The organism is Rheinheimera baltica (assembly GCF_030731985.1).
GTDB classification, from domain to species: Bacteria; Pseudomonadota; Gammaproteobacteria; order Enterobacterales; family Alteromonadaceae; genus Alishewanella; species Alishewanella baltica.
Genome location: NZ_JAPJDY010000006.1, coordinates 39,395 through 54,800 on the forward strand (window position 1 = coordinate 39,395; position 15,406 = coordinate 54,800).

Consider the following 15,406-nt stretch of genomic DNA (forward strand, 5'->3'; position numbering starts at 1 on the left):
ATGATTAATATGGATAGCAACGGATGTCAGATAAAACTGTAATGAAACCGCGCCCTGGTGGTCGGCTGGTTGGAAAACAAAGCGCGCCTGCGCAAGCGCCAGAGCACACCGGAGACAATGACAAAACGCGTATGTCGGCAAATGTGCGTAGTGCTGAAAGTTCACAAAAACTGCAGGTGTTGTCAATTAGTGACAATTTACTAATAGATGAAGCTGGTGCACTGTTTTCACTGGTTTCACCCATTCGCAGCACAACGCAGCATGCGGATGTACCAGGGCTTAAAACGCAATGCGTTCAGTTAATTAATCAATATGAACAGCAGCTCCGTTATAAAAATATCAGCAGTGAATTAATTGAAAAAGCGCGATACTGTATGTGCTCTTTTATCGATGAAATGGTGCTGAATACACTTTGGGGTGGTAACAGTGACTGGGCGACAGAGAGTTTGTTGTCCACTTTTCACAATGAAACTTTCGGCGGTGAGTACTTTTTTACCCTGCTGGATAATGCTATCGCCTCACCGCAAGAACACTTGTTGCTACTTGAACTGCAGTACTTGTGTTTGTCTTTTGGTTTTGTAGGAAAAATGCGTATTGAAGAGCGCGGTTTTGAAAAGCTTGAAGGCTTTAGAGAGCGTGCTTTTAAAGCAATACGAAGTCAACGTGGTGAGCCCGCCAGAGAATTATCTCCAGGTTGGCGTAGTCAGGTTGTTGCAGCAAATCAATTAGAGGCGGAGTTTCCACTCTGGGTTATCTGTTCAGTCGTGGCTGCGGCACTACTGGGTTGTTACATGTATCTGAATTATCAAATAAACAGCTATTCCAACGACGTACATCGTAAGTTGAATAGTTTAGTCGTATGGCAGCAAGATGTACCACAACCTGCAACAGCAAAAGCGCATCAAGATGCCATTCGGCTTCAGCAGCTACTGCAAACCGAAATTCGGCGGGATTTACTGCAAGTTATCGAGCTACCAGACCGAGTTCGGATCCGTGTTGGCTTAGACCAACTGTTTAACTCTGGCAGTACCGGTATTAACGAAGGTTTTCAACCTGTTGCGGCTAAAATTGCCCGTGCGCTTGAAGGCACTGAAGGTAAAATCTTAGTTAGTGGGTATACCGACGACTTGCCTATTTTTACTAGTAAATATCCATCTAATTGGCATTTGTCACTCGCCAGAGCGAATGCTATGGCTGATGCATTAGCGGCTGGCGCAGATTTACGAGGTCGTTTGTGGCCGGAAGGGCATGGAGATGCCAACCCAATTGCACCTAATGACAGTGCGGCAAATCGTACACTAAACCGTCGGGTCGAAATAGACTTGTTACAGTAATTCAAGGGACTTGTTATGCGTGTTAAAACAGCGCTGAAATCCGTGTTCAGAGCAATGAAATCCGGTATTTTTATTACTGTCGTAGGCCTGCTGGCACTGGCATTACTGATTTGGTTTGGTGGCCCTTTACTGGCTATTGCGGGTTATGAACCCCTGGCCAGTGCAACCGCGCGTTTGGTTACGCTACTGGTCATCGCGCTGATCTGGGGCGGTAGTCACTATATTAAAGGTTTACGCGAGAGTCGCTCTCACAAACAAGCTGTGGATACCTTGCTAAACGGCGAAGAGCACCAACAGCATGACGAACTCGCCAGACGCGATATCGAAGTGCTTCGCGAGCGGATGCAAAAAGCGTTGGATATCCTCAAGCATGCCAGATTCAGCAAAGCCAGAGATATCTATCAACTACCTTGGTATATGTTAATTGGCCCTCCGGGGTCGGGTAAAACAACAACACTTTTTAATTCAGGCCTGGAATTCCCATTAAAAGAGCATATGGGGGCTGATGCCATCGAAGGTATCGGTGGAACCCGCCAGTGTGACTGGTGGTTTACCAACCAGGCGGTACTTATTGACACCGCCGGGCGCTATACCACACAAGATAGTCATGCTGGTCAGGACTCTACGGCATGGCAGGGCTTTCTTGGCTTGTTGCGTAAAAACAGACCAAGACGACCCATCAATGGCGTTATTGTATTTGTTAGTTTGGCTGATTTGTTAAATCAAACCCGCACTGAACGTAACTTACACGCACGGGCGATAAAACAACGGGTACAGGAATTACAGAACCAGTTAGGGATGACCTTTCCGGTTTATGTGATGTTTACCAAAGCAGACTTAATTGCTGGTTTTACCGAGTATTTTGACAATCTGAGCGAAGAAGAGCGCGAGCAAGTTTGGGGCATGACGTTTGATGCCAGTCAGGATGACAATGATAAAGGCGTCGTTGCACAATTTAACAAAGAGTTTCATGCCATTATTAACCGACTGACGCAGCGGCTTTATAGCCGGCTGCAGTTTGAACATGATTTAGAGAACCGTGCGGCAATTTTCGAATTTCCGCGTCAGTTACGCCTGTTGCAAAGCGCTGCAGATGATTTTTTAAAAGAAATTTTTGCCCCTAATCCATTTGAAAAAGCGACCATGTTACGAGGCGTTTATATCGCCAGCGCCACACAGGAAGGTGTGCCAATTGATCGCATTATGTCGCAACTGGGAGCCAACTTTGGTTTAGCTGAACCGCCGTTACGTCGTCAAACCGGCGAAGGTAAAGGTTACTTTATTAAGCGCTTCTTCGAGGAAATTGTCATTCCTGAGCGCGAGCTTGCGTCCGTAAACATGCAGCATAAAACTCGTCATCGCTGGATCCGTCGTGGTGCCCTGGCCGGTACCGCTATTGCAGCAACTTGGTTACTTGTCGCTTGGGCTGGTAGCTACAACTGGAATACAGAACTTGTTGATGAGGTAGCAGGGTCAATCAATGCTTATGAAAAGATGACTGCATCCGGGCGACAGAACGACGATATTGTTGTGCTTAATGAACAGCTGAATCTGCTAAGAGATTTACCGGCAGGCTATTCTGGCGTATTACCGACCGATGGTCCGAAAAATCTGGGTCTATACCAAGGTGACAAGCTTGGTCAGGCAGCTAAAACAGCCTATGAGTATGGCTTATACCATAGTTTTGTACCTTATTTGCTACAAAGCCTTACCGCAGAAATGCAACTAAATGCTCAGCACCGGGATTATCTGTACGAAACGCTTAAAACCTATTTAATGTTATTTCAACCAGAGCAGTTTGATATAGAGCAAGTTAGCTCTTGGTTTGCGCTGTATGTAGAGAGGCAGTTTCCATCAGAGGTGAATTTGCCGCTGCGCTTATCATTACAAAATCACCTGCAAGCGTTACTTGAGAGTGGTGTAAAAGGCGCGCAATACGATGAGTCGGCAGTTATTGCAGCAAGAGAGTTATTATTAACCGTGCCACTGGCAGAACGGGCTTATCAGCGTATACGTACTGAATTGGTTAAAAGCCATATCCCAGATTTTCGTCTTATTGATGTCTTAGGCACTGACGGCGTAAAAGTGGTACAGCGAAAAAGTGGTTTGCCATTGCAGCAAGGCATACCGGGTCTGTACACCTACAAAGGGTTTCATGGCCTGTTTAATGTAGAAAAGCGTCGGATCATCAAAAGCTTGATGGAGGAAGGCTGGGTTTACGGTGAACAAAATGACGATGGTGTTGTTTCAACCGACAGTACGTTATCTGACAAAGTAACCGAAAAATATTTACGCGATTATGCGTACTTATGGCAGGAGTTGTTGGACGATATCACTATTAGTAAGGTCACGAATGTTGAACAGGGTGTTTTTGTTACTAAGGTGCTGTCCGGGCCGGAACAACCGGTACAGAATATCATCCGGGCTGTACAACAAAATGTCCGCCTGACTAGCTTACCTGAGTCTGCTCAAGCAAATATGGCAAAAGATGTTGCCGGTAAGGTGGCTCAAACACAGTTTTCCAGCCAAACCACACGTATAACGCGCTTATTGCCTGATGATATGTCGGCATTAAGTGAGCAATTACCGGGTAAATATGTCGAGCGGGCATTTACTGATTTGTTAAACATCAGCGAAGCGAAGCTTGAACAAATTGCTCAAACCAGTGGTATGTATCATGACTATTTAGAGCGCTTGTATATCCCTGGTGGTATGGCAAGGCAGGCATATGTAAACCAGTTAAACGGTGAGGGGGGGAATGAGCTAAGCGTCGCATTACGCCGGCTGAAAAGTGATATTCCTGCACCATTTTCAGACTGGCTGGGTGAGCTATCGGTTAATACCAGCGAGCTGTTTGCAAAAGGCAGTCGTCAATTTATCAATGAAGCATGGCAAGGCACGGTTTTAGCTGAGTATAAACAAGCACTTTCTGGCCGCTATCCATTAAACCGCCGCAGTGATAAAGACATTAAGCTGCGAGATTTCGAAAGATTTTTTGGTTATGACGGCACTTTAGACAGCTTTTTTAAAGAATATCTTCAGTCGTTTGTAAATACGAGTCGATCTAACTGGACTTTTAAGAAAGACATTGGTCTTGATCAAAGCGTACTGCAAACCTTTCAGCGTGCAGCACAAATCAGGTCAGCGTTTTTTGAAGACGGCAGTCAGAAACTGAAAGTTGGTTTCAGCCTTAAGCCGGTTTATTTGGATCGGCATATTACACATTTGCTGGTGGAATTAGATGGACAGGAGCTTTCTTACCGTCATGGCCCGACACGTTCGAAGCAATTTTTCTGGCCTGGCGATAGAAATAAGTTAGAAACAAGGCTGGTGTTTACACCAGCCAATTCAGGTCTTTCATCAAATATCACTGAAAAAGGTGAATGGTCTTGGTTTCGGTTACTAGACCAATTGGCGCAGAGCCGGCCACAAACCCGTACTGACCGCATTTTGCATCTGGCGGTGCAAGGAAATAAAGCCCGGGTAGAGTTAGTACCTGACACTGTAAACAATCCTTTTTGGAATAACGCATTGGAGACGTTCAGTTGTCCGGCAAGTTTATAAATGAAATTGGAATGTGCGGCAAGATCCCCAGTAGAGGTGACTTTCTTGCTCAGGGCTTGTCGGCAGGTTTTATCGACTCGTGGAACGAGTGGTTACAAGCCGTTATGGCGGTGAGTCGTGAACAGCTCGGTCAGGATTGGTTAGATATTTATCTGACCAGCCCTATCTGGCACTTTGCTTTGTCTGCTGGAGTATGTGGCAAAGAGTCCATAGTAGGCAGCATGATGCCAAGCGTAGACCAGGTTGGACGCCATTTCCCATTTACGCTGGCGTGTGCCCAGTCATGTAATCCGGTACAGGCAAGAATGCAGTCACAATGGACTACCGAAATACAGCAGCAAATTTTGCTTACACTAGATGATGAATTTGAGTTTGATAGCTGGTTAGCCACATTACAACAAACTGATATGCCGTGGCCGCAAAGTCCGGCTGTTAACACAAACCAGATGAGCGCAGCGCAAGGACGGCCAGCATGGAAGTTACAAAGCAACAGCGAACTTGATGCTGAAATGCTGTTACATCATAGCTATCGTCAACAATTTGGCCGGTACTGTGTGTGGTGGACTGATGGTTCAGAACATGTCACCCCTTGTACGTTAATAAGTAGTGGTTTACCTCAGGTAAGTCAGTATGCCGCCATGCTTGATGGAAATTGGGATCGCTGGAATTGGCAGGCAGCGGATATTAACTGCAGTGGAGCAGCAAAAGAATGAGAAAACTTGTATCCCATGCGCAAACTCACAAGGGCTTAGTGCGTAAACTCAATGAAGATGCTTGCCTGGATATGCCAGACAGTGGGGTCTGGTTAGTTGCAGATGGTATGGGAGGGCACGCTGCTGGTGATATTGCCAGTCAGTTAGTAGTTGATACCCTTAAAGTTGCTGTGCAGCGTTCAGAGCAGGTATCTGTAGAGTTGATAACCGACGCCTTGCATCAAGCCAATACAGAGCTGTGTGCTTATAGCGCACAGCACTTAGATGGACATATGGCTGGCTCTACTGTTGTTGCGCTGTTTATCGACAAAGTGCATTACCACTTTATGTGGGCCGGTGATAGTCGGGGTTATTTACTTCGACATAACGTGCTTAAGCAGGTCACGCGAGATCACAGTCAGGTTAATGAAATGGTTGAACAAGGACTGCTTAACAGCGAGGAAGCAGAACAACATGAGTTGGCAAATGTGATCACACGAGCCGTTGGCGTTGATCCGTATTTAACTATTGATATTGTCAGCGGGGTCTGGCAGCCGGGCGATATATTCCTGTTGTGCAGTGATGGCCTAAATAAAGAATTATCGGATGCCGAGATTTGTCAGTATTTGTCGCACAGCAATATAGCTGAAGCCAACAGAGCACTGTTGCACTCTACATTAGTAGCTGGTGCACGGGATAATGTAACTTGTATAGTAATAAAAGTTGATCTCAATGACGATTTAATTAACGAAAAAGATAAAACAATTCCTTTATATCTTAAATGATGCAAATAGTGACTTCACTGTTGCCATCAATAAAACAATAAAGTAACATAATTCACTTATTGGTATCTCAAATTGGTTTTGTGATGGATTACAGTGAATTAATTGATTTTGAAAAGTTAATTAATGCGGTTGGCGAAACGGCACCTGCAGGCATAGATCCGCGCTCAGACATCTCACCAACATCACAGTACTACCAACTTAAGGATATTCGTGGTCAGGCAAGAGCTAATGAGCGTGCTTTACTGGCCGAAGATGAAGATTTTCAAGCCTTAGCACTCGACTGGCGCCCTTTAAGTGAAAAAATTCCTGAGATACTTTGTGCTGAAGTAAAAGATCTTGAGTACTCAGCATGGTTAATTGAAGCACTGTGCCGTACCCACGGTTTTTCTGGTTTAGCTGTAGGTTTTAAAGCCACTCGTTTGCTAATAGAGCATTTTTGGCAAGACCTTTATCCGTTACCCGATGAAGATGGCATGGAATCTCGGATTGCACCGCTTATTGGGCTTAATGGTTATGAAGGCGATGGTGCTTTAATTACGCCAATTCTCAGTATTCCATTAACAGATGTTACAAACTTTGGCCAGTATGCCTGTTGGCAATTTGAACGCGCAGCCGATATTTCCCGTAAAGACGAAAAAAGGCAGAAGCAAAAAGCTGATGCCGGTATTGCAAGTCTTGAACAAATTAAAAATGCGGTTAGTGAAACATCAGCTGGCTTTTACAAACAGCTTATACAGCAAATAGAGCTTGCCATATCTGAGTTTAATTTGCTGTCACAAGCCATGGATTCAGCCATGGATGGCGAGCCGCAACCAACCAGTGCAATTAGTAAGACACTGCAAAAATGTCTTGATGCAGTTAATTATCTTGGTGCAGAAAAACTGGCGTCCCTGGTTGAAGAAGAAGCACTGCATAATGATGAGATGGAAGAAGTACAAGGCGAAGGCGCTGATCCAGTGCGTAAGCAAGTGCAATCTCGAGAGCAAGTTTTAAATAGCCTAAAGCAGGCCGCAGAATTTTTTCGCAAGACAGAACCTCATTCACCGATTTCTTATGCGCTTGAGCAAGTCGTTCATTGGAGCGGGCTTAGCCTGCCTGAATTACTGCAAGAGCTTATTGACGATAATAACAGCCGTAACCATTACTTCCGGCTGGCGGGCATCCCGCAACAAAAGTAATACCTGGTGTTAACCGGTATGAAATGAAAAAACTAACAGCTGAGTAACAGGAGAAAGTCAATGGAAAGTATACATAGCAAGTTGTCCCGGGTGCGTAAGCCCCGTGTGCACATTACCTATGACGTTGAGACAGAGGGAGCTGCGGTAAAAAAAGAGCTGCCGTTTGTTGTGGGTGTTATGGGTGACTTCGCCGGCCAAAATACGGAAGCGCTGAAGCCACTCAAAGATCGTCGTTTTGTGCAAATTGATCGTGACAATTTTGACGAAGTGCTAAAGCGCATGAATCCAAAACTGAATTTCAAAGTTGATAACAAGTTATCAGGTGATGGCAGTGAATTCAGTGTAGAACTGCAATTTAAGTCGATGCAGGATTTTGAGCCAGCATCCATTGTTAAACAGGTAGAACCGCTGGATAAGTTAATGTCAACGCGTAATAAGTTACGCGATTTAATGACAAAAATTGACCGGTCAGAAGAGCTAGAAAATATTCTTGAGCGGGTGCTGAACAACAATGAAGATCTGCAGAAAATGGCACAAGATCTGAGCATAGAGGATAAATAGTATGAGTACGGACGCTTTATTAGAACAGCATGACAGTGCTGAGGCTGCGACCAGCTCGTTACTGGACATGGCTATTGGTGCAACTAAACAAACTGATGCGAGCCGCGCAGAAGAGTTGTTGCGCACGCTAACAGAAGAAGCACTTAGCGGCACGGTGAGCTGGAATAAAAACCTGACAGTGACGTTCAACGAAGCGATTAATCGTTTGGATAAACTGATCTCTGACCAGCTAGCGGCCATTATGCACACGCAGCAGTTCCAGAAGTTAGAAGGCAGCTGGCGCGGTTTAAACCATTTAGTCATGAACTCAGAAACCAGTGCCTCGCTTAAAATCCGTATGATCAGCATGAGTAAAAAAGAGCTGTATAAGGATTTAAGCAAAGCGGTTGAATTTGACCAAAGCCAGACCTTCAAAAAGGTATATGAATCTGAATTTGGTACTCCGGGTGGTGAACCTTATGGCGCGATTATCGGTGACTATGAATTCACTAATCATCCGGAAGATATTGAGACATTAACCTATATGTCGAATGTTGCCGCGGCCGGTTTCTGTCCGTTTTTATCTGCATCATCACCGGCATTGTTTGGTTTTGATGAGTGGACAGAGTTATCTAAACCGCGTGATTTAGAAAAAATCTTTGAATCTTTAGAGTATACAAAATGGCGCTCATTTCGCGACAGCGACGACTCCCGTTTTGTGACGCTGACCATGCCACGTGTATTGGCACGTTTACCTTATGGTGCTGCAACGGCGCCAATTGAAGAATTTGGCTATGAAGAATTCGAGCTGGACGATCAAAAAGGTGTGGCGAAAACGCCAAATCATAAAGACTACTGCTGGATGAATGCAGCCTACGTTATGGGCACTAAATTAACTAATGCATTTGCCCAGTATGGTTTCTGTACTGCGATACGGGGTGCTGAAGGTGGTGGTAAGGTTGAAGGATTACCAAGCCATATCTTTATGAGTGATGATGGTGATCCAGACTTAAAATGTCCTACTGAGATTGGTATTACCGATCGCCGCGAAGCTGAGCTTGGCAAAATGGGCTTTTTGCCGCTTTGTCACTACAAAAATACGGATTACGCGGTATTTTTTGGTGCTCAAACCACGCAGAAGCCGAAAAAATATGACACGCCTGAAGCAACGGCAAATGCGGCAATTTCAGCACGTTTACCATATTTAATGGCGACATCTCGTTTTGCTCATTACTTAAAAGTATTAGCGCGTGACAAGATTGGTAGCTTTATGGAAGCAGAAGACGTAGAGGTTTGGTTAAATCGCTGGATCCTTAGTTATGTCAACGCGTCTGAAGGCAGTGGTCAAGAAGTGCGTGCACGTTATCCACTAGCTGATGCCAAAGTACAGGTTCGCGAAATACCGGGACGCCCGGGTTCTTACAATGCGGTTGCTTGGTTACGTCCTTGGCTGCAATTGGAAGAGTTGTCTACCTCGCTACGCTTGGTCGCAAAAATTCCTGAAATTGGTGGTTAACATCATTGATTGCTGGCTAAGCTGTTCCCCGCTTAGCCAGCAACTTCGGTGTTGTCGATAGCAGGTAAGCAAATGAGAATGTCATGGCAGACGCAGTAAAGTTTGTTCCTCTGGATGTTTTTAAAGATTCATCCAGTGAAGGATCGTCACAGCGTGAGTTTGATCAACCTGCCTACACCAGAGTTGAACGTAACGGCGTACTGGCTCGATTTTTACGCGAGTCTGACCCATTAACGGCTATCTTATACTGGCTAGAGCATGTTGCTTGCACAAAAGCGCGCAGTAGCACACTGGTCAGTGCCATGCTATGCCGGGCAATTGCGGATATCGACCGACTTATTTCAGTGCAATTAAATGACATTATTCATCACGCACAATTTCAACAGCTAGAAGCCAGTTGGCGCGGCGTGCTGTATTTGACTGAGCAAACAGAACTGCATGACCGCGAACAGAAGGTTAAAGTTAAGTTGTTATCTCTTAGCTGGGCAGAACTGAGTAAAGATATCAACCGAGCTATCGATTTCGACCAAAGCGATTTTTTCAAACTCATTTATGACAACGAATTTGATATGCCAGGCGGGGAACCCTTTGGTGTGTTAATTGGTGATTATCAAATTAGCCATAAAATTCGTCCGGGTCAGCTTACGCATGACCTTGATACGTTAAAAGAAGTTGCCCGTACTGCTGCGGCAGCTTTTGCGCCTTTTATATGTGGAGCACATCCATCACTTTTTGGTGTTGATCATTTTTCTGAGCTGGGACTAGTGTCTGATATTGCCAGCCAGTTTAAACAACCAGAATACGTGAAATGGCGGGCATTGCGTGCAATGGAAGATGCACGCTTTTTAGGTGTGGTACTACCGCAGGTATTGATGCGCAGTCCATATAAAGACGATGGTTCCCGCACCGAGAGTTTTGTCTTCAAAGAACAACTTGCACACCCAGAACAAGACTATTTGTGGGGTAACGCCGCATTCGCGTTTGCTGCCGTTTTGGTTAGGGCATACAGCGAGTCGGGGTGGTTTGCTCAAATAAGAGGTATGAAATCTGGGCAACATAACTTCGGCCTGGTAAGTAACCTGCCAGTCAGTCGTTATGAAACTGACAAGTATCAGGCAAACAATAAACCTTCAGTCAATTTACTGGTAGGGCACCGGTTTGAAGCCGAGTTGTCAGATAATGGTTTCGTCCCGCTGTCGGTGGTGCCATACAGCGATTTTTTTGCCTTTTACAACAATGCCTCGGTGCAACAAGCAAAGCAATACGACGATCGCCTGTCGACGGTAAACGCGCGTTTGTCTGCGATGCTGCAGTATATTTTGTGCGTCGCCCGTTTTGCGCATTACATCAAAGTTATTGGCCGCGACAAAGTGGGTGGCTACCACTCGGCAGAACAATGCGAACAAGAGTTACAACGTTGGTTACACAACTACACCACTGCCTCAACGGACGCGTCTAACGATGTACGGGCACGGCATCCGCTTCGGGAAGCCCGCATCCAGGTTAGAGAAAAGCGCGGTGAGCCAGGTCGCTATTATTCTATTATTCAACTTCAACCACATTTTCAGTTAGATCAAATGATTACGACAGTAAAACTGGTTGCAGAGTTATCACCTAAACAAGTCGCAACGGCGTGAGGTTAACAGTGAAACAGTTACAAACATTGATAAAACAAGGTGAACTGAGCCAAGCCACTGAAATGGCTATTCAGTTGTTACGAGACGACCCTGCAAATGCTGATGTTAGGGCACTTTACATAGAATTACTGTGTATTCAGGGCGCATTAGAAAAGGCAGATCAGCAGTTAGATATGATGGTACGACAACATCCTGACTTTTTAGTGGGTGCAGTAAATCTACGTCAGCTTATTCGCGCTGCTTCAGCCCGACAGGATTTTTATCAAGGCGGCTTAACCGCAACCTTGTTTGCTGAGCCTGATGCCATGTTCGAAGCGCAGTTATCCCTTCGACTGGCATTGAAAGAACAAGATAAAGACGCCGCGGTGAATGCAGCTACTACGTTAGAAAGCTTGCGAGTTAAAGCCGAGGTTGAAATAAACTCGCAGCACGTTTCTGACATTCGTGACCTGGATGACAGTCTTGGCGGCTATTTGGAGTTATTTGGTACTGATGGCCATTTCTATTTAGCGAAGTTTACGGAAATTGACAGTTTACAGCTAAAACGACCTGAATCGCTGTTAGACACCGTATGGCGTCGGGCTGAAATTGTTATTAAAGATGGCCCGCAAGGTGAGGTGTTTGTGCCAATGACCTACGCCGATAGCGTGAAGATATCTGAACGTTTAGGTAAAGATACCGACTGGCAACAACATGATGAGCTGCTGGTAACCGGCATTGGACAAAAGATGTTGTTAACGGGAGAGCAAGCGTTGGCTCTGTCCGATATACAGCAGTTGTCAGCCGTAAATGAAGTGGTTGACGCTTAAGTTAGCGCCTGGAGTCTCTGGTGAAAGTACATCATAAACAACCATTGCAGCAGTCTTTACTCGATCGTCTTATTGATGACGCACCGGGACAGAAAGACAGCGGTAGGAGCAGGCGAGGCTTTGATTTAAAAGCATTACGCCAAAGTGTACGCCGAGACCTGGAAAATTTATTAAACAGTCGGGTGCAGTGGCATACCTGGCCAGAAAGTTACGCTGAGTTACCACAAAGCTTGCTGAATTATGGTCTTCCGGACTTCTCCGTCATGGTAGTTGATTCAGATGAAGGCCGTTTGCAGCTATGCCGTGCGGTTGAGCAAACTATTCGACGGTTTGAACCACGTTTTGTTGACGTAGAAGTATCAGTACCAGAACAAGAGCATGACATGGAGCGGCTGCTAAGGTTGCGTATTCAGGCGTTGTTGTATGCTGATCCGGAGCCAGAACACATTATGTTTGATTCTGAAGTTGAGCCGGTGCATTTGGGACTGACTATTAGGGATTATCAGGCATGAATGATGAGTTATTGAAGTATTACAATCGTGAACTGACCTATATCCGGCGAATGGGCGCTGAGTTTGCAGATCAATATCCCAAGATCGCAGGGCGTTTACGCCTGAGTGAGGAAAACGTTGAAGACCCACATGTATCGCGTTTAATTGAAGGCGTTGCGTTGCTAACAGCGCAGATAAGGCAAAAACTGGACGACAGCTTTCCTGAATTAACTGATGCCTTATTAGGCCAATTGTATCCGGATTATCAAGCACCTATACCGTCTACGTCGGTATTAAAACTGACTAGCCAAAATTTATCGAATTCCGGCATAACGGTTGCGCGTGGCACCGAGTTTGAAACGCGCACTGACGGGTTAAAACCGTGTACCTTTCAGGCTTGCTACAACACTGAGATCTGGCCATTGGATGTAGTAACGGCGGAGTTTAAAAACGCGCCATTTCATGCGCCTAAACCCCCGGTACAGACAAACGCCAAAGCACTGTTAAAACTCAGCATAGCCTGTGAGTTTGATAATACGGCAATGCACGAGCTGGAGTTGTCATCGTTGCGGTTCTATCTAAATGGCCAGCGTCATCATGTATATAAACTGTATGAGCTGTTGCTGAGTAAATTACTGGCAGTTGGTATTGCCCCTACAGGCCAACCTGAGGCAATGCAGTTTATTTCAGTAAGTCAGTTACAGGCCGTTGGTTTTGCCGATGAACATCAAGTTGTGCCCTATAGCCAACGTAGTTTTACCGGTTACAGGTTACTTATTGAGCAGTTTTTGTTCCCGGAAAAGTTTTTGTTTGTTGAGCTACAGCAACTTAACCCGGCATGGCCAGGAGTTGAAGATAAGTTTGACCTGTATTTTTATTTGGCCGAGGGGGCTGATGAGCTTGAACGCCATATAACAGCCGACAGTATGCTGCTGGGTTGTACCCCGGTGATCAATCTGTTTAGCCAAAAACTTGAACCGGTAAATTTAGATGCCTCACAGTATGAATATCGCTTAGTCCCACGCTATATGGATGCGGACGTGTGTGAAGTTATCCGTATTGAAAAGGTTCAGGCGTTTGACCCGTTCGGGAATGAGGTTACGTTAAATCCCTACTATAGCCAGGGACATCCAGACTATCTGCAGCAACAGGATATGTTTTGGCATAGTCGTCGCGAGTTCGCTGACTGGGCTGGAGGCTATTCAGAAACTGGCACCGAAATGTATTTGTCTGTTGTCGATCGTAAGTTTCAGGGTGTTAATTCTTCTGAAACTTCAAAAGATTGGGTGGTACAGGTTAGGGCGCTTTGCAGCAACCGAAATTTGCCAGGCTATTTACCTTTTGGTGGCGGTGAGCCACGTTTTTTAATTAGAAAGCACGCTGATGTTATCAAAGAAGTGCGTTGTTTAATGGCACCAACACCCAGTGTGCGACCCGCGTTGCAGGAAGCCAGTCGTTGGCAGCTAGTGAATCATTTGACGTTAAATCACTTCACCGGTCAGGATGCACTTATTCGTTTGAAAGAAACCCTGCAATTATATGATTTTCGCTGTACACCAGAATCTAAGGCATTAATAGATGGCATTTGTGGCTTAGACATTAAAAGCGGTACTGCCAGAGTTAACCAGCAAGGGCGTACAGCCGTTTGCAGTGGTAGTGAAATTTTACTTGAGTTCACCCAGTCATCCTATGCTGGCAGTAGTATTTACTTTTTTGCCAATATTCTGGATATGTTTTTTGCTCAGTATGCTGCGGTAAACAGCTATACCCGATTATCTATTAAGCTCAAAGAACATGAACAGGTGTATCACCGTTGGCCTGCGCGCTCAGGTACTAAGGTACTGTTGTGAACCTAAAGCAGTTAACCGAGGACGCAACGGGCTTTGATTTTTATCATGCGGTGTATTCGCTTGAGCGTCAATTCAGCGCAGAGCAAAAACGTTGGCAGGGCATTGGTCGTGATGGTTTCCCAAAAAAAGAGCTTATTCGTTTTAAGAGTGTCCAGCATCTGGGTTTTCCTGGTCAACCTATATCAAAGGTAGAAAAACGTCAGGCTGATGCGCCAGAAACAGAGCCCTGTGCGGTTGCCATGCATGTTAGTTTTATGGGGTTAACAGGTCCCAGCGGCGTGATGCCACAGCATTACACTGAAATGGTGTTGCAACGGCTAAAGCAGCGCGATAAAACCATGCGAGACTTCTTTGATTTGTTTAATCATCGCTTAATCTCATTGTATTACCGGGCTTGGGAAAAATATCGCTTTGCCTGTCAGTACGAAATGTCTGCGTTTGAGCAAGATAGCTTTAGCAGCGTGTTAAAAACAATTTCTGGCGCTAACAGCTCTATAGGGCTTTATTATGCCGGCGCTTTTAGTCAATACAACCGAAGTAGTCAGCAATTGATACAAATATTGACTGAATTACTAAACACTAAGGTAGCACTTAATCCCTTGCAAGGTCGCTGGCTAACGTTGGCGTCTGACGAGCAAAGCCGCCTTGCAATGAAATTTTTACCTAAGGGCCAAAATGCCGGCCTGGGGCAGTCAGCCATGTTGGGTAGTAAGGTGTGGGATGTCAGTTCCGCTATCGAGCTGGAAATTACCGCTCCGCCAGAGAAAGCACAGCAACTATTGCCTGGCAGTTATCAACATCGTCAAATTACCGCCTTGTTGGCGGAGTACCTGCCCGCGGCATTAAAAGTCCGGATCACCTTGGTTGGGCAACATCAGGATTTCCCGGTTGCCCGTTTAAGTAGTTCACAGCTAAGCCTGGGGCACAGTGGCAGCTTGGCGGTTCGAACCTCAAAACAACATCAGATGACCCGGCTGAGCTATCAGCTAGGCCGGTCTTAGTTCATGCAC

12 protein-coding genes are annotated in these 15,406 nt (G+C 45.5%); all 12 read left to right on the plus strand.

What is annotated here, in order from left to right; translation table 11 throughout:
* Positions 1-23: 23 nt before the first annotated feature.
* The 12 genes from tssL (at position 24) to tssG (ending at position 15,397) form a co-directional block, all read left to right on the plus strand.
* Positions 24-1,334: a type VI secretion system protein TssL, long form gene (gene tssL / locus ORJ00_RS11185; protein WP_306126640.1), complete on the plus strand. Its 1,311-nt coding sequence runs from the start codon at positions 24-26 to the stop codon at positions 1,332-1,334.
* A 15-nt stretch (positions 1,335-1,349) separates the two neighbouring features.
* Positions 1,350-4,898, plus strand: a complete 3,549-nt coding sequence (gene tssM, locus ORJ00_RS11190) for a type VI secretion system membrane subunit TssM (RefSeq protein WP_306139883.1) — start codon at positions 1,350-1,352, stop codon at positions 4,896-4,898.
* A gap of 11 nt (positions 4,899-4,909) precedes the next feature.
* On the plus strand, positions 4,910-5,611 hold the full coding sequence (tagF, locus tag ORJ00_RS11195; RefSeq protein WP_305973557.1) for a type VI secretion system-associated protein TagF: 702 nt from the start codon (positions 4,910-4,912) through the stop codon (positions 5,609-5,611).
* The gene (locus ORJ00_RS11200; protein ID WP_305973555.1) at positions 5,608-6,375 is read left to right on the plus strand and encodes a PP2C family protein-serine/threonine phosphatase; all 768 of its coding nucleotides are present in this window, start codon (positions 5,608-5,610) and stop codon (positions 6,373-6,375) included. The genes tagF and ORJ00_RS11200 overlap by 4 nt, the downstream gene beginning before the upstream one ends.
* 83 nt (positions 6,376-6,458) lie before the next feature.
* Positions 6,459-7,553, plus strand: a complete 1,095-nt coding sequence (gene tssA, locus ORJ00_RS11205) for a type VI secretion system protein TssA (RefSeq protein WP_306126643.1) — start codon at positions 6,459-6,461, stop codon at positions 7,551-7,553.
* 60 nt (positions 7,554-7,613) lie between these two features.
* Complete coding sequence (tssB, locus tag ORJ00_RS11210) at positions 7,614-8,114, plus strand: type VI secretion system contractile sheath small subunit (RefSeq protein WP_205310519.1); 501 nt, start codon at positions 7,614-7,616, stop codon at positions 8,112-8,114.
* A 1-nt stretch (position 8,115) separates the two neighbouring features.
* Positions 8,116-9,609 (plus strand): type VI secretion system contractile sheath large subunit, encoded by a 1,494-nt coding sequence (gene tssC / locus ORJ00_RS11215; protein ID WP_205310518.1) that lies wholly within the window; start codon positions 8,116-8,118, stop codon positions 9,607-9,609.
* An 83-nt stretch (positions 9,610-9,692) separates the two neighbouring features.
* A complete protein-coding gene (gene tssC, locus ORJ00_RS11220; RefSeq protein ID WP_305973551.1) occupies positions 9,693-11,246 on the plus strand; it encodes a type VI secretion system contractile sheath large subunit in 1,554 nt (517 codons plus the stop codon).
* An 8-nt stretch (positions 11,247-11,254) separates the two neighbouring features.
* Complete coding sequence (locus ORJ00_RS11225; protein WP_305973549.1) at positions 11,255-12,055, plus strand: type VI secretion system accessory protein TagJ; 801 nt, start codon at positions 11,255-11,257, stop codon at positions 12,053-12,055.
* A gap of 20 nt (positions 12,056-12,075) precedes the next feature.
* A complete protein-coding gene (gene tssE, locus ORJ00_RS11230) occupies positions 12,076-12,567 on the plus strand; it encodes a type VI secretion system baseplate subunit TssE (protein WP_205310515.1) in 492 nt (163 codons plus the stop codon).
* Entirely contained in the window at positions 12,564-14,396 is a 1,833-nt protein-coding gene (gene tssF / locus ORJ00_RS11235; RefSeq protein ID WP_306126646.1) for a type VI secretion system baseplate subunit TssF, read from the plus strand. The genes tssE and tssF overlap by 4 nt, the downstream gene beginning before the upstream one ends.
* Entirely contained in the window at positions 14,393-15,397 is a 1,005-nt protein-coding gene (gene tssG, locus ORJ00_RS11240) for a type VI secretion system baseplate subunit TssG (protein ID WP_306139884.1), read from the plus strand. Before tssF ends, tssG begins: the two co-directional genes overlap by 4 nt.
* Positions 15,398-15,406 lie beyond the last annotated feature (9 nt).